Origin of the sequence: Nocardia sp. NPDC052112 (assembly GCF_040680135.1) — a bacterium.
Classification (GTDB): domain Bacteria; phylum Actinomycetota; class Actinomycetes; order Mycobacteriales; family Mycobacteriaceae; genus Nocardia.
In genome coordinates this window covers 436,448-456,442 of record NZ_JBFAWD010000001.1, presented here as the reverse complement: position 1 = coordinate 456,442, position 19,995 = coordinate 436,448, and the positions used below count along the sequence as shown (strand labels likewise).

Genomic DNA, 19,995 nt, shown 5'->3' with positions numbered 1-19,995 from the left:
AGTTGCGTCGAACCGAAAAATCACTGTGCGGTCTCGCCGAGATCCAGTTCGTCCAGCCCGATCAGGTCGTGCCCCATCCGGTCCCGCTTGGTGCGCAGGTACCGCAGATTCTCGGCATTGGCGCGCAATGGCATCGGCACCCGCTGAGTGATCTTCAGCCCGTAGCCGTCAAGTCCGACGCGTTTGGCCGGATTGTTGGTGAGCAGGCGCATGGATCGAATCCCGAGATCCACCAGGATCTGTGCGCCGGTGCCGTAGTCGCGGGCATCGGCGGGCAGGCCGAGTTCCAGATTCGCGTCGACGGTGTCGTGGCCCGAATCCTGCAGCTGGTAGGCCTGCAGCTTGTGCATCAGCCCGATGCCGCGCCCCTCGTGTCCGCGCATGTAGAGCACCACACCACGACCCTCATGGGCCACCATCTCCAGTGCGGCGTCCAGCTGCGGACCGCAATCGCAACGCAGCGAACCGAAGACATCACCGGTGAGACATTCAGAATGCACCCGTACCAGCACATCGTCTCCGTCGTCGATATCGCCGCGCACCAACGCGACATGTTCGACATCGTCATAAATGCTCTGATAGCCGACGGCCTTGAATTCGCCGTGCGCCGTGGGGATCCTGGCCTCGGCGACCCGAATGACCTGCTTCTCGTGCTTACGCCGCCAGGCGATCATTTCCGCAATGGAGATCAACGCCAAGTTGTGCTCGTCGGCGAAGACGCGCAATTCCTCGGTGCGGGCCATGTGGCCCTCATCCTTCTGGCTGACGATCTCGCAGATGACACCGGCGGGCTGCAATCCGGCCATCCGCGCCAGATCGACCGCGGCCTCGGTGTGGCCGGGACGGCGCAGCACCCCGCCTTCCTTGGCACGCAACGGAACCACGTGACCGGGACGGGTCAGATCGTCGGCCTTCGCATTCGGGTCGGCGAGTAGTCGCATGGTAGTGGCACGGTCGGCACCCGAGATACCGGTGGTGATGCCCTCCCTGGCATCGACCGAGACAGTGTAGGCCGTGCCGTGCTTATCCTGGTTCTGCGCGTACATCGGCGGCAGGCCGAGCCGATCGCAGTCCTCACCCGTGAGCGGCACACAGATATAGCCCGAGGTGTAGCGAATCATGAAGGCGACCAGTTCGGGGGTCGCCTTTTCCGCCGCGAAGATGAGGTCGCCCTCGTTCTCACGGTCCTCGTCGTCGACGACGACGACCGCCTTACCAGCGGCGATATCGGCGACTGCGCGCTCGATGGTGTCGAACCTGGTCACGTCTGTTGTGCTCCATCTCGAAATAGGTGCCTCCATACAGTACGGCGTCGACGGCGAGTCGCCGCCGCCCGGCCGGATCAGCCGCGCTGTTGGAGGCGTTCGACGTACTTGGCGATGACATCTACTTCCAGGTTCACGGTGGTACCGACGACGGCGGTGCCGAGGTTCGTCATGGACAACGTGGTCGGGATGAGCGAGACTTCGAACCAGTCCCGATTGCCGTCGACGGCGGGCGCATCGGCGATGCCGAGACCCGAGACCGTCAGTGAGATGCCGTCGACGGTGATCGACCCCTTCTCCACTACATATCGGGCGATCGCATCGGGCAGCGAGATCCGCACGACCTCCCAATTCTCCGAGGGCGTGCGCGCGAGCACGGTTCCGGTGCCGTCGACATGTCCTTGCACGAGATGGCCGCCGAGCCTGCTGTTCAGCGCGGCCGCACGCTCGAGATTGACCCGCGACCCCGTGCCGAGGCCGCTGATGCTGGAGCGGTTCAGTGTCTCCTGCATCACGTCGACGGTGAACGAATCGCCGTCGACCACATCGACAACAGTCAGGCAGACCCCGTTGACGGCGATCGAATCACCGTGTCCGGCATCGGAAGTGACCAGCTTGCCCCGGATCGTCAGTCGCGCGGCATCGGCCAGCTCTTCGGTGGCGACGATCTCGCCGAGTTCCTCGACGATGCCTGTGAACATGCCTTGACTCCCTGTCGCGTCGTTTCTACGGTTGCCGAACAGCCGGAATCCGGCGACTATTCCCATCGGTCCGCCGGTCCCTCCCCAGCCTAACGACGCCGGGTCGTAGACGGCACCGCGGTTCCAGCCAGCGGCCGGTCGAAACCACGGCTCGGCGAGTGCCCGCCGAAGCAGACCGCAAGGCAGTGCGGGTCGCAACGAACCAGCGACAGTTATTTTTCAAAGCGAAAGAGTGTACGGCTGTGCGAGAAAATCGCCGTTTCCCTGCCGACGATAATTATTCATTCGTATTCTGGTGACCACACGTACGGATTTCATACGTCACGCATAGAGTCGAACTAGTGGTTGTACCCAGCCGAAACACACTTACACCAAAACCTTGCGCCCGCCCGAAAATGGTCGCAAGATTGTTATTCAGCTGATTCCTATCGTTCAACTTCGACCCGATCAGTTCAGTGCGGAACGGTTCGCCCCGGCCCCGACGGCGGGTCGGCGGGTTCGACCCAGGGAAATCCACCACTCGAGGAAGCCAGATACAGCAGTGGGTGAAATCAGACTCGACACAAATAGGGGTGCTGCGTGACCACTCTTGTCGATTCGACGCTGGAAGTTCGCTGTGTGCAGTACCGGCGCGAATTTCATATGCCGGCATCGATCGACCCGACGTCCCGCCGCATCCTGCTCCACATCGGTACCCATTACGGCGCCATCACAATGCCCGCCGAGCTGGGCGAACAGGTGCAGCAGCAGCTCATCCAGGCCCAGATCGCGGCACCGGTGGTGCACCATCCGCGAGCCAGGCGCTGGACCTTCATCACCGGCCCGGCCCGGCCCGATACCCTCAGCGCGGCCGTTTCCGCGGAACTGTTCCGGCTCTACGCGACCGTCGCCTGCACCGGAAGTCAGGTCGTGCTGCCCTCACCGGATGACGAGCGCACCGGCTATCGCACCTGGATCCAGCCGCCGGAGAACGCGACGACCCTGCCACCGCTCACCGCGGTGATCGAGGCGACGCGCGCCATCGGCGGCCGGAAGGCGCCCGCCCGCTAGGAGATTCGCGATCTTAGGAGCTGCGCAGCGCCGCGGCCTGCTGCCGCAGCTTTTCGACGGTCGCGCCCGGATCGTCAGTGTTGTAGATCGCGGATCCGGCGACGAAACAATCGATGCCAGCCTCCGCGGCGGCCTCGATCGTATCGGCGTTGATGCCACCGTCGATTTCCACGATCAAACGCAGTTCGCCCGCGTCCACCAGCCGACGCACGATGCGCGCCTTATCGAGCACATGCGTAATGAACGACTGCCCGCCGAAGCCCGGCTCCACGCTCATCACCAGGAGCGTGTCGAAGTGGCGCAGGATTTCCAGGTACGGCTCGATCGGCGTATTCGGCTTCACCGAAAGACCGGCCTTGGCGCCGGCCGCGCGAATATCGCGTGCGACCGCGACCGGATCGTCGGTCGCCTCGGCATGGAAGGTGACGTTGTGCGCACCGGCCTCGGCGTACGGCGGGGCCCAGCGACCCGGATTCTCGATCATCAGATGGCAGTCGAGCGGAATGTCGGTGGCCTTCAATAGACTTTCGACCACCGGGAGACCGAGGGTGAGATTCGGCACGAAGTGTGCGTCCATCACATCGACATGCAACCAATCGGCGCCATGCACTGCTTTTGCCTCATCCGCGAGACGTGCGAAGTCGGCGGACAGGATGGACGGGGCGATCATCGGCGTGGTCGGGCGCGTAAACGTCGAAGAGGACACATCGCGGGAGCTTACCGGTACCTAGGGTTGCTCCGGCCGGGAGTGGGTAGCCTGCATAGGGTGATCAACATTTCGGCGGAACAGGGGCTCTACAGCACCCCAGTGGAGATTCGGGTGGCGGCGTCGGTGACGCAGCTGCCGATCGTGCGTGGGCTCGCCGAAACACTGGTGCTGCTCAGCGATTTCACCCTGGACGAGGTGGCCGATATCCGGCTGGCCGTCGACGAGGTGTGCTCGACGCTGATCGCGGTCGCGGCACCGGCGACCAGCCTGCACTGCCGGTTCACCGTCGGGGACACCGAACTGCTGGTTCGGGTCACCGGCCTCGCCGCGACCGAGGGGCTGCCGGATCAGCGCAGCTTCGGCTGGCATGTGCTGCGCACCCTCACCGATGAAGTACAAGCGACACAGGACCCCTTCGACTCGGCCGCATCCGGATATCCGACGACGGTGGAGTTCCGTCGGGTCCGGGGGAAAGCGTAGTGGCGGACGAGAACACCGTGTCCGATGCCGAGCAGGACGACGACGCCGAACCCGTGCTGACCGAAGAGGCCGCAGAGGAAGTCGAAACCCTGCAGGCGTCCGGCGCGGGTTACGACGATGTCGGTGCGCTGTTCGAGCAGCTCGCCGCCAGTAAACCGGGTACCGCGCGCCATACCGCGGTGCGCGCCGAGCTGATCGGCCGGTGCATTCCACTCGCGGATCACATCGCCCGCAAATTCAGTGGGCGGGGCGAGCCGTTCGACGATCTCACGCAGGTGGCGCGGGTCGGTTTGGTGCACGCGGTGGACCGTTTCGATATTTCGCGCGGCTCGAACTTCCTGTCCTTCGCGGTGCCGACGATCATGGGCGAGGTGCGTCGCTATTTCCGCGACAACACCTGGGCCATGCGGGTGCCGAGACGGGTGAAGGAGACCCATCTGCGCATCGGCGCGGCCATCGACTCGCTCTCCCAAACCCTCGGCCGCTCCCCGACCGCGAAAGAGATTGCGGCCGAACTCGATGTGGATCCCGACGAGGTGACCCAGGCCGTCATCGCAGGCAACGCCTACCAGCCGAGCTCCATCGATGCCGCCTCACTCGGCCGGGATACCGAGGCATCGCTGCTGGACACCCTCGGCGAGGAAGAATCCCAATTCGACCGGGTGGAGGAGTATGTCGCGATCCGTCCGCTGCTCGCCGGACTCCCCGAGCGCGAACGCCGCATCCTCACCATGCGTTTCTTCGAATCGATGACGCAGACCCAGATCGCCCAGCGCATGGGAATATCGCAGATGCACGTCTCGCGCATTCTCGCGAAAACCCTTGCCCGCCTGCGCGAACAGTCGGCCCGAGACTAGGCACCCGGCACCGTCAGCGTGCCTGCTGTCTGCGCAGTTTCGCGGGCGCCGACAACCACCAGGCGGCGTCGAGCAACTCGCGGAGCTGATCGGACTCGATTCTGTCGAGGTCGATGAGGATATAAGGATGCCCGTCATAGTGCGGGGTGGTGTAGAAGGCCGGGTCACCGGAGGCGAGCATGGCCTCCTTCTCTGCCATCTCGCACAGCAGAACGAGCCCGCCTTCGGCCTCCGACCGTAGTCGCGCGAAGCCCTTGCCACTCACCTTCAGCGCGGGATTGCGCCACCACGTCGATTCCGCCACCTCGGGAAGCTCGGATGCCAGCGCCACGACCTCATCCCATGTCATCGCCATGGGATGAGTCTGTGCCGTCGACCTGTCCGCGTCTTGGACGAATGTCACCTCGGGGTGTGGCCCTGCAGCGTCTTCAGGGCCGACCGATGGAGCTTCGACCCTCGTGCGGCGGCCTGCGGTGCGAACCCGTGGGGATAACTGCGGTTCGGACCCGTCGGACTGTCCCGACCCGTGATGCCGCACTGGGCTACCGCAGGGCCGCCGCCACTGGGATCCGAGGCTGCGGCAACGTCCCGGATCGGTCGCTACCCCAGAGGCTTACGCAGGGCAGCCAGGAACATGGCATCGGTGCCGTGACGGTGCGGCCAGAGTTGGGCACCAGGGCCGTCGCCGATATCGGTGACACCGGGGAGGAGGTCGCGGGTGTCGAGTTGGATGGCGCCGGTCCGGCGGGCGGCGTCGGCGACCACAGCGACCGTCTCCAGGAGGTGTGGGGAGCAGGTCGAATAGAGGACCACACCGCCTGGACGCAGCAGATCCCAAGCGGCGGCGAGAAGTTCGCGTTGCAGGACGACCAGCTCTGTGACATCGGCCGGGGTACGACGCCAGCGGGCCTCCGGACGACGCCGCAGTGCGCCGAGACCGGTGCACGGGGCATCGACGAGGATGCGGTCGTAGCCAGGAGTGAGTCCGCTCTCGCGGCCATCGGCGATGTGCACATCGACGGGTAGGTCGTGGACCGTCTTGCGGACGAGTTCGGCGCGGTGTTCGGCCGGCTCCACTGCATCGACGCGATGGCCGTCGATTGCGGCGATCGCACCGAGCAGTGCCGCCTTACCGCCGGGTCCGGCACACAGGTCCAGCCAGCGGCCATTGTCCGGACCTTCCAGTTCGGCCCGGGTCAGCGCGAGTGCGACGAGTTGACTGCCCTCGTCCTGGACGGCCGCCATACCTTCGCGCACGGGCTCCAGCTTGCCGGGATCGCCGCCACCGTCCAGATAGACCGCATACGGCGACCACTTGCCCTCTTCGCCGCCCGTCACCAGGGCCAGCTCCTCGGCGGTGATATCGCCGGGACGAGCCACCAGATGGACAATCGGACGAGCATCGTCGGCTGCCAGCACGTCACGCAGCTCCCCGGCCCGCGCACCGAGTGCGTCCGCGAATACCTGCGCGATCCACACCGGATGCGCGAATTCGAATGCCAACCGCCCCACCGGATCCCGCGGCGCGAGCTCCTCCACCCACTCGTCGAGAGACTTCTCCCCCGCCCGTCGCAGCACGGCATTCACGAAACCCGCCTTACCGGCACCGAATTCCGTGCGCGCCAATGCCACCGAGGTATCCACTGCCGCATGCGCCCCGATCCGCGTGCGCAGCAACTGATACACACCGAGCCGCAACACATCCAGCAGCGGCCCATCGATCTCTTCGACCGGACGCCCGGCGCCCGCCGCGATCACCGCGTCCAGTAACCCGAGCGAACGGCAAGCCCCGTAGGTCAGTTCGGTCGCCAATGCCGCATCCCGCCCCGAAATCCGCCGCTCGCGCAGCAGACCGGGCAGCACCAGATTCGCATAAGCCTCCCGCTCACGCACCGCACGCAACACATCGCGCGCCACAAGCCGCACCGGATCCGCGTGGGCTGCCGAACCCTTTTGCCGCCCATGACCTTTCGGTGAGTCACCACGCCCGCCCGGAGCACCAGCTACCCCGCTGCTCTCACCTGCCTTCGGACTTCCCGCACGATTCGCACGGTGAGCATCACCGCCCGCAGCCCGCTTGCCCGGCCGCCCCATGTTTCCGCCCGCCGAACCGGACTTGGGCGCATCCTGGCGATTGCCCCGCCGCGGTGCGCCGGATGCCGCGCCGCTCCCTTCCGAACGAATGCCTCGCTCCGCCGGCGCCCCCTTGTCGTCCCGCCCTCTGTGCCAACCACCCGATCCCGCCGCACGGCGGCTGTCATCGCGTTCCGAGGACCGCCTCGTCGCATCGCCGCGCCGCGCCGGATCACCTTGTCCGGCCGCCGTGCCTGTCCGATCGACCCGTGCGGCGCCCTGCCATCCACCGCGTGACGAACCTTTACCCTGCGACGCGCCTTTGCCCTGCGACGCGCCTTTGCGCTGCGCCGAACCGTCCCCCGGTGATGCGGATTTGCGCTGATCGGTCATATTCCGCCGCTCTGGTCGGGTCCGCGGCGCATCGTCGCGGATCTGGTCGGTGCGCCACGGCCGGGCTTCGTCGTCGCGCCGAATGGACTGCGAATTCTTCTTTTGTGCACCACTTTTCGCTGATGTCGCGCGGGCGAGCCAACCCGAGTCGACGGATTTCCCGGTGGACTTGCGATTCGGCGTCGTCACTCGACCACCGCGCCGGGCTGCAGGCGGGCGCCGCGTGCCCAGTCGAGGGCGGACATCATGCGTTTACCTTGTGGCTGAACCTGGTCGAGGCGGACCGCGGTGGTCGCGGTGCCGATGAAGACGCCGGATTTGCGGACCTCGATCGTCCGTTCCGGCAAGATTTCCTCGACCATCTCGACGGGACCGAGCTTCAAGCGAGTGCCGTTCGCCTCGGTCCAGGCACCGGGTGCGGGGGTGACCGCGCGAATCCGGCGGTTGATCGCCAATGCGGGCTGATCCCAGCGGATATGTCCGGCCTCGACCGGCACCTTGGGTGCGTAGGAAACACCGTCATTGGCTTGCGGAACCGCTTGCAACGTCCCGTCCTCCACGCCGTCCAGTGTCCTCTCGAGCAGTACCGCGCCGGTATCGGCAAGCCTGTCCAGCAGTGCGCCCGCGGTATCGGTCACCGCGATCTTCTCGGTCACCACACCGAAGACCGGCCCGGTATCCAGACCCGCCTCGATCTGGAATGTGGACGCGCCGGTGATCTCGTCACCCGCGTCGATCGCCGCCTGCACCGGCGCCGCACCACGCCATGCGGGCAGCAGCGAGAAGTGCAGATTGATCCAGCCGAAGCGCGGAATATCGAGGACCCGCTGCGGCAGCAGCGCACCGTATGCCACCACCGGACAACAGTCGGGCGCCAATTCGGTCAGCTGGTCGATGAATTCGGGCTCGGCGGGGCGCCGCGGCGTCAGTACGGGAATGCCGTGCTCATCGGCGAGCCGACCAACCGGCGACCGCTGTACCTTGCGTCCACGCCCGGCGACCGCATCGGGCCGGGTCAGCACGGCCAGCACCTCGTGCCGTTCGGAATCGATGAAACGCTGTAGTGACGGAACCGCCGGTTCCGGTGTGCCCGCGAAGACAATGCGCATCAGCGCCCCCGTCCGAACGGGCCGGCCTCGGTCGAGCCGAGGGCACGCGAACTGCGCACGGTGATACCCGCGCTGAACCAGTCGGATTCGCGAATGGTGCGCATCGCCTCCTTGCGCTGCGCGGGATCGAGCCGATCGATGAACAGCACACCGTCCAGATGATCGGTCTCGTGCTGTACGCAACGGGCCAGCAGGCCCGCGGCCGCGAATTCCACCGGCTTACCGTCGACGTCGACACCGGCGGCCCGCACCTGCAGCGCGCGCCGTGTGTCATAACGCAGCCCGGGGATCGACAAGCAGCCCTCGGGCCCGACCTGCTCCTCCGCACCGACCACTTCGTAGGTCGGATTGATCAGATGCCCCCTGGCATCCTCGGTGTCGTAGACGAAAACCCGCAGGCCGACGCCAATTTGCGGCGCCGCCATACCCACCCCGCGGTCATCGTGCATGGTCTCGGTCAGGTCGGTGACCAACTGCCGCAGCTCACGATCGAATTCGGTGACCTCCGCCGCACGGGATCGCAGGATGGGATCGCCGAAGAGGCGAACGGGCTGAATGGTCACGGCGGCGGCTCCCCACAAACGATGAACACGGTCGGTTCATTCTAGAGAGCGACTCCGTTCACACGGATCTCCCCGACCGAACGGGAAAAAGCTGGTAGAACTCCAGTGCGGTCCGGGCGGGGTGTTCACCCCTCCGCCCGGCCGCCCGGAAAAGCCCTGTGGAGGACGGACTCGACAGGACGAACACGTCGCCTTCGGTGACGCAACCAGTGCTCAGGGCACCGAGGTCCGGTTCACTGTTGCGAGACCATCAGTTCCGTCAGCAATCGCAGTGCCTTGTCCATATCCGCCTCCGACATCCGAGCCATGCCGCACGATGTGCTCAGCCCGCCGAATGGACGGGGGTAGTACTTCCTGGCTTGTGTCAAGGCCAAGCGGATATGGTCCAGACTCGCCTGCTCGTGCACGATGCCGGCGTAGATCGTCGCGTCGGTGGTGAGCTGTTCCAACGGCTGATAGATATCGGGGTTGTCCGCATCGGCGAACGGCAAAACATCGGCCGCCGCCAAGGGAATATGAATGCCCTGCAGCGTCCTGCCCTCGGGCCACGCCGCCACAATGGCATTGACCAATAGCACAACCGGCTCGAATCCATTGATCTGCTTCAGCCACGTGCTGTGCTCCCAATCACCCCGACACAGATGGATCGTGACCCGGGCACCCTCCGGCATCCTGCGCACAAACGCGGCGAGATCCGCAGCCAGCTCAACAGCTTTCGCGGCCCGCTCTTGCGCCGACTCGATCACTTCGATCGTCAACATGCGCCCAGGGCTCTCCAGTTGGAACACCACGTCACCATCGAATAAGCGGTGAATGGCGAATATCTCTTCCAATGCCGGCTTCCGAAACGCCTCGTAGTGCCGCTCCAGGCCGGCCTCCCCGAGCGCGAAGTACGCGTGATCGTACGGATCGACAATGCACGCCTGGTAACTCTTGCCGCTGCCGCGTTCGGCGATCATGCGCTCCAGAATCGGCTTCGCCGCCTCGGCTTGATCGAAATAACCCAGCAGTACCGGCGGAATCTCGAGCTCGCCCACACCGGCGTACTCGTAACCCGGCATCCCCGGATAGGCCAACTCGATATTCCCGTCCTTCACCTTCCGCATGCCAGGAAGCGCGAAGGTGCTGCGTAGCCGCGGCATGATCCAACCGGGAAAAGCCGTATCACCTTCGGGAAACGACGGGAGGTAGTCCCACAGACCGCCGAATTTCTCCATGGCGATCTGGCGGGTCGGCGCGTTGGCACTGCCCACCAGATACGTCACGGGCAGCGAAAGGGCTGATGCCATCGGTTGTCCTCTCAGTTCAGCTGTGCGCGAACTAAAGCGGCGAAGATCTCGGGTTCGACCACCTGGCTTCGACCGGAGTCGGCTCCGGCAAGAAATCGACTGTCTCGCAGGCAAACTCACAGCATTCTAGACACAGATAGCAGCCCCGTTGCCCTCCCGCAGCTGGGAAACCGCCTGTCGTCCGTGCTTGTCAAGCTTATTTCCTGCTTGTTTCCGTGCGCGGCTGAACGTCGACCGGATCACCGAACCGACGTAGCGTCGATAGGGTGATTGTTCCTGAGCACCTGCCGACCACCGTCGGCGAGTTGCGCGCGGGCGGCCATCTGCCGCGCAGCGTGAAATCCGAGATTCGCGAGAACCTGCTGTCCCGGTTGGGTTCCGGCGACGATCCGTGGCCGGGCATCGTCGGCTTCGATCGGACCGTCCTGCCGCAACTGGAGCGTGCGCTGCTGGCCGGCCACGATGTCGTGCTCCTCGGTGAGCGCGGCCAGGGTAAGACCCGGCTGCTGCGTACCATCATCGGTTTACTCGACGAGTGGACGCCCGTCATCGCGGGTACCGAATTGGGCGAGCATCCGCTTGCCCCCATCAGCCCGGCCGGGCGCCGACTGGCCGCGGAATTGGGCGACGACCTGCCGGTCGCCTGGCGGCACCGGTCGGAGCGCTACGCGGAGAAACTCGCTACGCCGGATACCTCCGTCGGTGACCTGATCGGCGATGTCGATCCGGTCAAGGTGGCCGAGGGCCGCAGCCTCGGCGATCCGGAGACCATCCACTTCGGACTCGTGCCGCGCGCCCACCGTGGCGTCGTCGCCATCAATGAACTGCCCGACCTCGCCGAACGTATCCAGGTCGCGCTGTTGAATGTGATGGAGGAGCGCGATATCCAGGTCCGCGGTTACACCCTCCGCCTACCGCTCGACGTGCTGCTCGTCGCCACCGCCAACCCCGAGGACTACACCAACCGCGGCCGGATCATCACTCCCCTGAAGGACCGGTTCGGCGCGGAGATTCGCACCCACTACCCGCTCAGTGTGTCTGCCGAGGTGGCGCTGGTCCGACAAGAGGCCGAGTTGGTGGCCGAGGTCGGCGATCCGCTCATCGAGGTGCTTGCCCGGTTCGTGCGGCACCTGCGCGAATCGTCCGCGATCGACCAGCGGTCCGGTGTGTCCGCGCGGTTCGCGGTCGCGGCCGCCGAGACGGTGGCCGCCGCGGCACTGCGCAGATCGGCGCTCACCGGCGAACGTCCCGCCGTCGCGCGGCCCGTCGACCTGGAATCCGTCCCCGCGGTATTGCGCGGCAAGCTGGAATTCGAATCCGGGGAGGAAGGACGTGAGCAGGAGCATCTCACGCACCTGATGCGGCGTTCGTTCGCCGAGGCCGGGAGCGCGCTGCTCGGTGGGCTGAACCTGCGGCCGTTGGCGGAGGCGGTCGGCGACGGCCATCTGGTCACCACCGGCGAACGTGTTCCGGGCAAGGATGTCCTTTCCGCACTGCCGGAGCTGCCGGTCCTGCACGAGGTCGCGCGTCGGCTCGGTGTCGGCGCCGACGAACCACCGGCCCGGATCGCATCGGCGGTCGAATTCGCGCTGGAAGCCCTCTATCTGGCGCGCCAGATTGCCAAGGACTCCGACGACGGTGTCGCGGTGTACGGCTCATGACCGCCCCCGACCGCTACAACTACGGGCCCTATCACGATGGGCCCGATCCACTGGCACCCCCGCTCGATCTGCGTGAGGCATTGGACCAGATCGGGCGCGACGTGATGGAAGGCAGCTCACCGCGCACCGCACTGGAGGAGCTGCTGCGCCGCGGTATGCGCGAAATGCGCGGGCTCGACGAGCTCACCCGGCAGGTGTGGCAGCGCCGCGCGGAGATCGCTCGACGACACCGGCTCGACGGCACCCTGCAACAGGTCCGCGAACTGCTGGAGCAGGCCCTGAAAGCCGAGCGCCGCGAGCTGTTTCCGGATCCGTCCGACGACGCCAGATTCGCCGAAGCACAGCTGGACGCATTGCCGCCGAGCACCGCGGCCGCCGTCAACGAACTGGCCGAGTACCAGTGGCGATCCGAAACCGGCAGGGAGAACTACCAGAAGATCCGCGACCTGCTCGGTCAGGAACTGCTCGAATCCCGGTTCCAGGGCATGAAACAGGCCTTGGCGAATACCACCCCCGAGGATGTCGAACGCGTCGGACGGATGCTGTCCGACCTGAACGACCTGCTCGCGGCGCATGCCCGGGGCGAGAACACCGAACAGCAATTTGCCGAATTCATGGCCGAGCACGGCGAATTCTTCCCGGAGAATCCGCGCAATACCGACGAGCTGATCGACGCGCTCGCCGCCAGGTCCGCCGCCGCACAGCGCATGTTGAATTCGATGTCCGCCGAGCAGCAGGCCGAATTGGCCGAGCTGATCGGACAGGCATTCGGTGATCCGCGCATTGCCCAGCAGGTCGCTGCCCTCGACGCCGCCCTGCGGGCGCTGCGGCCGGGCGAGGACTGGGACTCCGCCCAGCGGTTCCGTGGCAACGACCCGTTGGGTCTCGGTGCGGGCACGCAAGCCCTGCAGGATCTCGCCGAATTGGACGCGCTCGCCGAGCAGCTCAGCCAGTCCTATCCGGGAGCCAGCCTCGAGGATATCGATCTGGACGCCCTCGCCCGCCAGCTCGGCGACGACGCGGGCGTGGACGCCGCTCGGCTGGCCGAGTTGGAACGCGAACTGCGCAGGCAGGGCGTGTTCGAACGGGCGGCGGACGGCTCACTTCGGTTGACGCCCAAGGCTTTACGACGACTCGGCGAGACCGCACTGCGCGCTGTCGTAGGTCAGTTGCGGTCTCGCCGCGGCGAGCGGGATACCCGGCTGGCCGGTGCGGCGGGCGAGCCGACAGGCGCCAGCCGGGCATGGCAGTTCGGCGATACCGAACCGTGGGACGTACCGAAGACCGTGCGCAATGCGGTGCTGCGGTCGATGTCGGTGGGTCGTCGCGGCGTCACGCTCGACGTGTCCGATGTCGAGATCATGGAAACCGAGCAGCGCAGCAGGGCCGCCGTCGCGCTCTGCGTCGACACCTCGTGGTCGATGGTGCAGGAGGGCAGGTGGCTGCCGATGAAGCGCACGGCGCTCGCGCTGCATCAGTTGATCAGCACCCGCTTCCGCTCCGACGCACTGAGCCTGATCACCTTCGGCCGGCACGCCACCACCGTGGATATCGGCGAACTGACCGCGCTGGAAGGTGTTTGGGAACAGGGCACCAATCTGCACCACGCATTGCTGTTGGCCGCACGTCATCTGCGCAGACATCCGGACGCGGTGCCCGTCGTGCTCGTCGTCACCGACGGCGAGCCGACGGCTCACCTGGAGCCGGATGGTGCGGCGTATTTCAATTGGCCGACCGCACCGCGCACTCTGGCCGTGACCATGGCACAAGTCGATGCCCTGGCGAAGCTCGGCGCATCGGTCACCGTGTTCATGCTCGGCGACGACCCGAGCCTGGCCGCATTCGTCGATTTGGTGGCCCGCCGCAGCGGCGGTCGTGTGGTGGCCCCGGATCTGGACGGTCTCGGTGCCGCGGTGGTCAGCGACTACCTGCGCGGCAGACGCCGTTGATCCGCACGGCCCGCTAGTCGCCGACCACGACCACCTTTCCCGTGGCGTGGCCCTCCTCCTGGTAGCGCACGGCCGCCGGTATTTCGGTGAAGGGATAGGTTCGATCGATGATCGGGGTGATCTTTCCGTCCTCGATGAGCTCGGTGAGTGCGATGAGGTTTTCCCTGTTCCGGGTGCATCGGGTCACCTCGGCCAGCGCGACTCGCTGCGAACTGAACGGCCTGAGCGCCAACGCCGCGAACATCCGTCCGGCGGGTTGCAGCCAACGACCCGCCGGTCCGCCAACCGCGACATAGGTGCCCTCGGGCGTCAGCACGCGGCGACATGCCGATACCGAGCGGCTGCCCGCGATATCCACCAGCAGGTCGTAGCGCTGGCCGGTGCGCGTGAAATCAGCTGCGGTGTAATCGATTACCGCATCCGCACCGAGCGAGCGGACCAGCTGCACATTCCGCGTGCCACAGATACCGGTGACCACCGCGCCGAACGCATACGCGAGTTGTACGGCGAATGTGCCGACACCTCCCGACGCACCGTTGATCAATACCCGATGCCCGGCTCGGATCCGTCCCTCGTCGCGCAGGGCCACCAATGCGGTATTGGCCGCCAGCGGTACCGCAGCCGCCTGCTCGAATGACAGGTTCTTCGGCTTCGGCGCCAGTTCGCTTTCCCGGACACAAACGTACTCGGCGAAGCCGCCCCCTCTCAGCATTGCGAACACCTCGTCGCCGGGGCGGAATCGGGTCACCGCCTTGCCGACACCTTCGACCGACCCCGCCATATCCGCACCCAGGATGGCGACCGACGGCTTGCGCAGGCCGACACCGCCACTCATCAGCCGTGCGATATACGGCTCGCCACGCAGGAAATGCCAGTCGTAGGGCTGCACCGAGGTGGCACGCACCCGAACCAGCACCTCGTCATCGGCGGGTATCGGCTGGTCGATATCGGTGAGAGTCAACTGCTCCGGTGGTCCGAATGTGCGAAGGATATAGGCCTTCATCATGTTCTCCTCAGATCGCGGCACCGAGGCGCCGCCCACGCTCGTACGCCTTACAGCGTAAGATACCCTTACGCTGTAAGGCTGGTCAATGGCAGCCGCGCACACCGCCATGCCGACCGAAGTCGTTGCGGATCAAGCAGTCTCACGCAAACGGTCGAGACCGTCGAGAATCAGATCGAGCGCGTATTCGAATTCGAACTGGTCATCACACCAACCCAGCGTCGAGTCCGGATCGTCGTGGGCAACCTCCCGCAGCATCCCGACCAGATTCGGGAGCGTCTCGGCCATCGCGTCGAGAGCGGCGACTGCGTCCGCATCGACCGGTCCGTCGCCGGGATCGAACAACTCCTGGGTGAAACCCAGTGCCCGACTGCCGAGCACATGCATCGCGTGGTGGGTTTGGTCGTAGGTGAAGCCACCCGCGCGCATCAGCCCGAGCAGACCGTCGTAGTAGCGCAACACGGCCTGGCTGGTGCTGGTCCGCGTCTGGAATACGCCGGGCGCCCACGGATGTCGGAGCAGCACCTCGCGCGCGGCGAGTATCCGCTGTCGCACGGCCTGCTTCCACGCTGCCCCGGCAGCGGGCACATCAATGTCGTCGACTATCTGATTGATCCCGGCCACGATGACGTCTACGACGCCATCCAGCACATCTTCCTTATTCGCCACGTGGTGATACAGCGACATCGCCTCGACCCCGAGCAGTTCCGCCAACCGACGCATCGTCAGCGCTTCGATACCACTCTCGTCGGCGACACCGATCGCCGTGGAAAGCACTCGCATCCGGCTCAACGGGATTCGAGACTCGACTTCGGCCGCCACCTATACAGACCCCTTCCTCCGGACATCTCCCATACAGCGTAAGTCCGGTACAGGCGGCAGCGCCGGGCGGAGGGTCGATACCTCCACCCGGCGCTGGAGAAACCGCGACGGTCAGGAATGTCCGGCGATGATGACCTCGGGAATGCCGGTACCGAGCGGAACCTCTCGACATGTCGGAGCCGGTGCGCGGACCGGGTCCAGCGTCCGCAGCAACAACTCCTGCACGAATGGGTCGTAGACCATGTGGAAGTGACCTGTTTGGTCGACCGCGCACTCGTCCTGCAGTGCGATGTTCTCCACATTCGGGCCGTGCAGTGCAATATTGCTGAACGGCTGGATCATCTCGTCGACGCGGCTGCCAATGGTCACGTAATGCGGGCCCGGCACGGTGTCACCACCCGCATTGAGTTCGACCATCAGCGGCGACCCCTGCACCTGCTGTACCGCTGCCAGCGAGGTGACCTGCGCGAAGGCCTGCAGCGCACCCGGAATCGCCTGCGCCACGGGCACAAGTCCGTACATCACGCCGCCGTAGCTCGGCGATGCCAGTCCGATCCACCGATCGACCTTCGGCGCGCCGCCGAGCTTGTTGACGTAATAGCGAGTCACGTTGGCGCCCTGAGAGAATCCGACGATATCGACCTGAGTGGCGTTGGTGGCGGCCAATACCTGGTCGACGAATGCGCCGAACTGGTGGGCACTCACCAGGATGTCCTCGGTGCCCCAGGTGTCCTTACCGGGCGCACCACCGTAATTGAGCGCGAAGACACAGAAGCCGAGCGCCGAGATCTGCGGACCGATGGCCGCCCAGTCGGAGTAGGCCGACGAATCGGTGCCGTGCGCCAGGACGACCGGGCGGGGATGCTCGCGAGTCGGCTTGCAGTCGAAGTTATTGGTACCGGCCGGCGCCGCGTTCTTGTGCGCCTTCTGATAGACCGCGGCGGCCAGATGGTCCGGCTGGGCCGGACCGGTTTGAGTGGGTACGTCCGGCGGGCGATATCCGGCGACCGACGCACTCACCGGCGCGAGATCGGTTGGATCGGCGGCAGCTATCGGCACCGCGCCGGAGCCGAAAAGGACGGCTCCGGCCAAGACACCGGCAGATACCGCACGCCTGAACTGTGATACTCCCCAACCCCACGACCGACTCGGCTGTTCCATATCACAATGATCTACCCGATCGGCTCGAAAAGTGCACGCTCAGACGGCGTTTCACATGCCGTCACTTTTCGGGGGCGTCGTCCTCGGCGAGAATGCGGTATAACGACTTGCGTGCCTCGGTGAGCACCTCCGCGGCGCGAGTCGCCTGCTGCGGAGTACCCGCCGCCGCGACCTGAGCGGCCGCACCCATCAGCTGTCCGATGAGCGCACGCAGATCCATCGCCTGGGTGCCGACATCTTCCTTGACATCAGCCCAGGGATCGCCGAGTTCGTCACGATGCTCGGCGACATAGGTCTCGCCCGCGTCGGTGAGCTTCGCAGTCTTGCGCCCGGCGACCCGCTCGATGATCACGAGACCCTCGTCCTCGAGCTGCGCGAGCGCCGGGTATATGGAACCCGGGCTCGGGCGCCAGACATCGTCGCTGCGCTCCCTGATCTGCTGGATCAGCTCGTAGCCGTGCATCGGACGCTCGGTGAGCAGCAACAGCATGGCGGCACGCACGTCGCCACGCCTCCCCCGGCCGCCGCGCCCGCGCCCGCGTCCGAATCCCGGACCGAAACCCGGACCGAAACCGGGACCGAAGCCAGGACCGAACTCGGGCCCGAAACCGTGCCGCCCGCCGCGGCGATGCTGGCGACGACCGGCGTCACCTTCGTCATGCCCCGGCTTCCGCCAGCGGCCACGACCCCTGAATTCTCCGTATTCGATGTTTTCCATGTCAGCCTCCTTGGGCTCTCTTGTATATTTCACGCTATCGACGATATATCGACAATGCATCGCATTCAAGAGTGATGGGCAACACGAACCGACCGGGCGCTCCGATGCGGCGAACGGGCCGCCCATCTGTCGATGCGCGGCCCGCGTAGGGATTTGTCACGTGAGCGGGTTTACCCCCGGAGCAAGTCACCTCCGAATGGCAAGAAGCGCCCGGTAGGGGTCACTCGTCTCGCAAAGGTCACCAGCAGGTCGCGGACGACGAATGGCGACCGAAACGATCATGGCGCGAGTGAATCAATCCAGCCCTCCAGCCGATGCCCCTCGGTCACCATGAGTTCTGGATCGCGAAAGGTATTGGCGAGCAACGAGATTCCCTGATAGGCGGCAAATAGCGCAACCGCGAGTTCCCGCGCATCCACGCGACCCATCGCCGCGAATTGCGGTTCGATCCAGTCGAGCAGGCTGCGGATACTCGCCGCCGATGCCAGTTCCAGGCCGTCGCCACGTTTGCCCAGCTCCGAGGCCAGAGTTCCGGTGGGGCAACCGAATTGCGCGGCGCGGTCGCGCTGGTCGACCCAGCCGCGGACCAGCGCCTTGAGCCGGTCCTGCGGCTCGTCGTACTGCTCGAGCGCGGCGATCAACTCCCGCAGCGTCCGCGCATGCGCGCCCAGCGCCGCCTCGACCAGCTGATCCTTGGTCTTGAAGTAGTAGTACACATTGCCGAGCGGCACCTCGGCGACCCGCGCGATATCGGCGATGGTCGTCTTCTCGACGCCCTGCTCATGGAACACCTGGGCGGCCGCGGCGGCGAGACGTTCCCGCTTGCCCGCTTTGGGTGTCGCGCGCCGGCCGCCGACTGAGTTAGTCATACAACTAACCATAGACAAGATCACCGCCCGTCGACTACGGTCGATTTAGTCAGCCAACTAACTCAGGAGTGAACGTGATCGTAGTGACCGGAGCTACCGGCAATATCGGACGCACCCTCGTGCGGCACCTCGCCGCCGCGGGCGAGCAGGTGACCGCCGTATCCCGCGGCAATCGGGACATCGCACTGCCCGATGGCGTGCGGCATCGGCGGGCCGATCTCGCCGATCCCGAAAGCCTGTCCCCCGCAGTCGAAAACGCCGATGCGCTCTTCCTGCTGCTGACCGGACCGCAGCTGGTGACCGGACCGGATCCGGCCCGGTTCATCGAGGTCGCGGCGGCAGGTGGAGTGAAGAAGACGGTGCTGCTGTCGTCGCAGGCGACGGGCACTCGGCCCGGACTCGCCTCGCATGCGCGACTGCATGCGTTCGAGTCCGCGCTGCGAGGGTCGGAGCTGGACTGGACGATTCTGCGGCCCACCGGCTTCTTCTCCAACACCTACGCGTGGATCGAGTCGATCCGGGCCGAACGGATGATCGCCGCACCCTTCGCCGATATCGCACTGCCCGCCATCGATCCTGGCGATATCGCCGAGGTCGCCGCGACCGCATTGCGGACTGACGGCCATTCCGGACGCACCTACGAACTGACCGGACCCGCCGCGATCAGTCCGCGCGAGCAGGCTCGAGCGGTCGAAGCGGCATTGGGAACCCAGCTGCGGTTCGTCGAATTGACCCGCGCGCAGGCACGTTCCGGGATGTTGCGATTCATGCCGGAGGATGTCGCGGACGGCACCCTCGATATCCTCGGCACGCCGATGCCGTCCGAGCAGCAGGTCAGCGCCGATGTCGAACGAGTGCTCGGGCGGCCCGCGACATCGTATGCCGAATGGGCGCGACGCAATCGCGCCGTCTTCGGCTAACTCTGGCCGCCGATTCGAATTCGCTGCTCGCCCTCGCGATCCCGCACATCGACGCCGAGGACGAACAGCTTCTCGTCGAGGTCTTCGACCTCGATTCGATGCCGCGCTCGAGCAGCGTGCTCAGCGCCGCCGCGCTGCGGCGCGCGTCCTCGGCGACCACCGCGGCGAGTTCTTGGCCGTGTTCGATCTGCCGCAGCAGGTTCCACCATGAGCCCGGGTGCGATCGGTTCGAGGAAGTCGCCGGCCAGCGCGTCGGCGATATCGAGAACCGCGTCCAGGCAGTCGGCCCGATCGATGTGTCGTGCGAAGACTTCGGCGTGCTCGGGAATCGACACTTCGAAGATCGACCGGAACACTGCGGCCTTGCCCGCGAATCCGGCGAACATGCCGACAGGCATGGCGA

Annotated in this window: 20 protein-coding genes; 6 read left to right on the top strand and 14 right to left on the bottom strand. The window is 65.8% G+C overall.

All coding sequences use genetic code 11. The features are described 5' to 3' along the window. Nucleotides 1-20 precede the first annotated feature (20 nt). Nucleotides 21-1,265 carry a bifunctional 3,4-dihydroxy-2-butanone-4-phosphate synthase/GTP cyclohydrolase II gene (locus tag AB0L58_RS02130; RefSeq protein ID WP_364379487.1) on the bottom strand — a complete coding sequence of 415 codons (1,245 nt, stop codon included), beginning with the start codon at nt 1,263-1,265 and terminating at the stop codon, nt 21-23. Nucleotides 1,266-1,342: 77 nt separating this feature from the next. Then, a complete protein-coding gene (locus tag AB0L58_RS02125; protein ID WP_364379484.1) occupies nt 1,343-1,966 on the bottom strand; it encodes a riboflavin synthase in 624 nt (207 codons plus the stop codon). 579 nt (nt 1,967-2,545) lie between these two features. Here AB0L58_RS02125 and AB0L58_RS02120 point away from each other — a divergent pair. Next, nucleotides 2,546-3,016 carry a hypothetical protein gene (locus tag AB0L58_RS02120; RefSeq protein ID WP_364379481.1) on the top strand — a complete coding sequence of 157 codons (471 nt, stop codon included), beginning with the start codon at nt 2,546-2,548 and terminating at the stop codon, nt 3,014-3,016. A gap of 13 nt (nt 3,017-3,029) precedes the next feature. Here AB0L58_RS02120 and rpe read toward each other — a convergent pair whose 3' ends face one another. Continuing rightward, nucleotides 3,030-3,686 carry a ribulose-phosphate 3-epimerase gene (gene rpe / locus AB0L58_RS02115; RefSeq protein WP_364380187.1) on the bottom strand — a complete coding sequence of 219 codons (657 nt, stop codon included), beginning with the start codon at nt 3,684-3,686 and terminating at the stop codon, nt 3,030-3,032. Nucleotides 3,687-3,782: 96 nt separating this feature from the next. Here rpe and AB0L58_RS02110 point away from each other — a divergent pair, with 96 nt between their 5' ends. Both AB0L58_RS02110 and AB0L58_RS02105 read left to right on the top strand, forming a co-directional pair. Beyond that, nucleotides 3,783-4,205 (top strand): anti-sigma factor, encoded by a 423-nt coding sequence (locus AB0L58_RS02110; protein WP_364379478.1) that lies wholly within the window; start codon nt 3,783-3,785, stop codon nt 4,203-4,205. 53 nt (nt 4,206-4,258) lie between these two features. Then, nucleotides 4,259-5,062, top strand: coding sequence for an RNA polymerase sigma factor SigF (locus tag AB0L58_RS02105; protein ID WP_364380184.1), 804 nt, complete (start codon nt 4,259-4,261; stop codon nt 5,060-5,062). Nucleotides 5,063-5,075: 13 nt separating this feature from the next. Here AB0L58_RS02105 and AB0L58_RS02100 read toward each other — a convergent pair whose 3' ends face one another. From AB0L58_RS02100 to AB0L58_RS02080, 5 genes are all read right to left on the bottom strand, one after another. Then, entirely contained in the window at nt 5,076-5,417 is a 342-nt protein-coding gene (locus tag AB0L58_RS02100; RefSeq protein WP_364379475.1) for an MmcQ/YjbR family DNA-binding protein, read from the bottom strand. A gap of 245 nt (nt 5,418-5,662) precedes the next feature. Beyond that, on the bottom strand, nt 5,663-7,156 hold the full coding sequence (locus AB0L58_RS02095) for an RsmB/NOP family class I SAM-dependent RNA methyltransferase (RefSeq protein WP_364380182.1): 1,494 nt from the start codon (nt 7,154-7,156) through the stop codon (nt 5,663-5,665). A 557-nt stretch (nt 7,157-7,713) separates the two neighbouring features. Further along, nucleotides 7,714-8,637 carry a methionyl-tRNA formyltransferase gene (gene fmt / locus AB0L58_RS02090; protein WP_364379472.1) on the bottom strand — a complete coding sequence of 308 codons (924 nt, stop codon included), beginning with the start codon at nt 8,635-8,637 and terminating at the stop codon, nt 7,714-7,716. Continuing rightward, entirely contained in the window at nt 8,637-9,200 is a 564-nt protein-coding gene (gene def, locus AB0L58_RS02085; RefSeq protein WP_364379469.1) for a peptide deformylase, read from the bottom strand. Before def ends, fmt begins: the two co-directional genes overlap by 1 nt. Nucleotides 9,201-9,433: 233 nt before the next feature. Beyond that, the gene (locus AB0L58_RS02080; RefSeq protein WP_364379466.1) at nt 9,434-10,489 is read right to left on the bottom strand and encodes a hypothetical protein; all 1,056 of its coding nucleotides are present in this window, start codon (nt 10,487-10,489) and stop codon (nt 9,434-9,436) included. A 266-nt stretch (nt 10,490-10,755) separates the two neighbouring features. Here AB0L58_RS02080 and AB0L58_RS02075 point away from each other — a divergent pair, with 266 nt between their 5' ends. Then, nucleotides 10,756-12,150 (top strand): ATP-binding protein, encoded by a 1,395-nt coding sequence (locus AB0L58_RS02075; protein ID WP_364379463.1) that lies wholly within the window; start codon nt 10,756-10,758, stop codon nt 12,148-12,150. Then, complete coding sequence (locus tag AB0L58_RS02070; RefSeq protein ID WP_364379460.1) at nt 12,147-14,099, top strand: VWA domain-containing protein; 1,953 nt, start codon at nt 12,147-12,149, stop codon at nt 14,097-14,099. The genes AB0L58_RS02075 and AB0L58_RS02070 overlap by 4 nt, the downstream gene beginning before the upstream one ends. Nucleotides 14,100-14,112: 13 nt before the next feature. Here AB0L58_RS02070 and AB0L58_RS02065 read toward each other — a convergent pair whose 3' ends face one another. The 5 genes from AB0L58_RS02065 to AB0L58_RS02045 all read right to left on the bottom strand — a co-directional run bounded on the left by AB0L58_RS02065 (nt 14,113) and on the right by AB0L58_RS02045 (nt 18,672). Continuing rightward, nucleotides 14,113-15,102 (bottom strand): NAD(P)-dependent alcohol dehydrogenase, encoded by a 990-nt coding sequence (locus AB0L58_RS02065; RefSeq protein ID WP_364379457.1) that lies wholly within the window; start codon nt 15,100-15,102, stop codon nt 14,113-14,115. A 132-nt stretch (nt 15,103-15,234) separates the two neighbouring features. Next, nucleotides 15,235-15,924, bottom strand: a complete 690-nt coding sequence (locus AB0L58_RS02060; protein ID WP_364379454.1) for a TetR/AcrR family transcriptional regulator C-terminal domain-containing protein — start codon at nt 15,922-15,924, stop codon at nt 15,235-15,237. Nucleotides 15,925-16,035: 111 nt separating this feature from the next. After that, a complete protein-coding gene (locus AB0L58_RS02055) occupies nt 16,036-17,016 on the bottom strand; it encodes an alpha/beta fold hydrolase (RefSeq protein ID WP_364379451.1) in 981 nt (326 codons plus the stop codon). Nucleotides 17,017-17,146: 130 nt separating this feature from the next. Further along, entirely contained in the window at nt 17,147-17,803 is a 657-nt protein-coding gene (locus AB0L58_RS02050; protein WP_364379448.1) for a PadR family transcriptional regulator, read from the bottom strand. Between the two features lie 278 nt (nt 17,804-18,081). Next, complete coding sequence (locus AB0L58_RS02045) at nt 18,082-18,672, bottom strand: TetR/AcrR family transcriptional regulator (protein WP_364379445.1); 591 nt, start codon at nt 18,670-18,672, stop codon at nt 18,082-18,084. A gap of 74 nt (nt 18,673-18,746) precedes the next feature. Here AB0L58_RS02045 and AB0L58_RS02040 point away from each other — a divergent pair, with 74 nt between their 5' ends. Next, nucleotides 18,747-19,592 (top strand): NAD(P)H-binding protein, encoded by an 846-nt coding sequence (locus AB0L58_RS02040; RefSeq protein ID WP_364379442.1) that lies wholly within the window; start codon nt 18,747-18,749, stop codon nt 19,590-19,592. On the opposite strand, the gene AB0L58_RS02035 is transcribed toward AB0L58_RS02040, so the two are convergent. Then, the gene (locus tag AB0L58_RS02035) at nt 19,589-19,990 is read right to left on the bottom strand and encodes a hypothetical protein (protein WP_364379439.1); all 402 of its coding nucleotides are present in this window, start codon (nt 19,988-19,990) and stop codon (nt 19,589-19,591) included. The two genes, AB0L58_RS02040 and AB0L58_RS02035, sit on opposite strands and share 4 nt — an antisense overlap. Between the last annotated feature and the right edge of the window lie 5 nt (nt 19,991-19,995).

Excerpts from the sequence above, each read along its gene's own strand:
- AB0L58_RS02125 (WP_364379484.1), bottom strand. The coding sequence starts at position 1,966 with ATGTTCACAGGCATCGTCGAGGAACTCGGCGAGATCGTCGCCACCGAA.
- rpe (WP_364380187.1), bottom strand. The coding sequence starts at position 3,686 with ATGATCGCCCCGTCCATCCTGTCCGCCGACTTCGCACGTCTCGCGGAT.
- AB0L58_RS02100 (WP_364379475.1), bottom strand. The coding sequence starts at position 5,417 with ATGGCGATGACATGGGATGAGGTCGTGGCGCTGGCATCCGAGCTTCCC.
- AB0L58_RS02095 (WP_364380182.1), bottom strand. The coding sequence starts at position 7,156 with ATGGGGCGGCCGGGCAAGCGGGCTGCGGGCGGTGATGCTCACCGTGCG.
- fmt (WP_364379472.1), bottom strand. The coding sequence starts at position 8,637 with ATGCGCATTGTCTTCGCGGGCACACCGGAACCGGCGGTTCCGTCACTA.
- AB0L58_RS02080 (WP_364379466.1), bottom strand. The coding sequence starts at position 10,489 with ATGGCATCAGCCCTTTCGCTGCCCGTGACGTATCTGGTGGGCAGTGCC.
- AB0L58_RS02070 (WP_364379460.1), top strand. The coding sequence starts at position 12,147 with ATGACCGCCCCCGACCGCTACAACTACGGGCCCTATCACGATGGGCCC.
- AB0L58_RS02065 (WP_364379457.1), bottom strand. The coding sequence starts at position 15,102 with ATGAAGGCCTATATCCTTCGCACATTCGGACCACCGGAGCAGTTGACT.
- AB0L58_RS02050 (WP_364379448.1), bottom strand. The coding sequence starts at position 17,803 with ATGGAAAACATCGAATACGGAGAATTCAGGGGTCGTGGCCGCTGGCGG.
- AB0L58_RS02045 (WP_364379445.1), bottom strand. The coding sequence starts at position 18,672 with ATGACTAACTCAGTCGGCGGCCGGCGCGCGACACCCAAAGCGGGCAAG.
- AB0L58_RS02035 (WP_364379439.1), bottom strand. The coding sequence starts at position 19,990 with ATGCCTGTCGGCATGTTCGCCGGATTCGCGGGCAAGGCCGCAGTGTTC.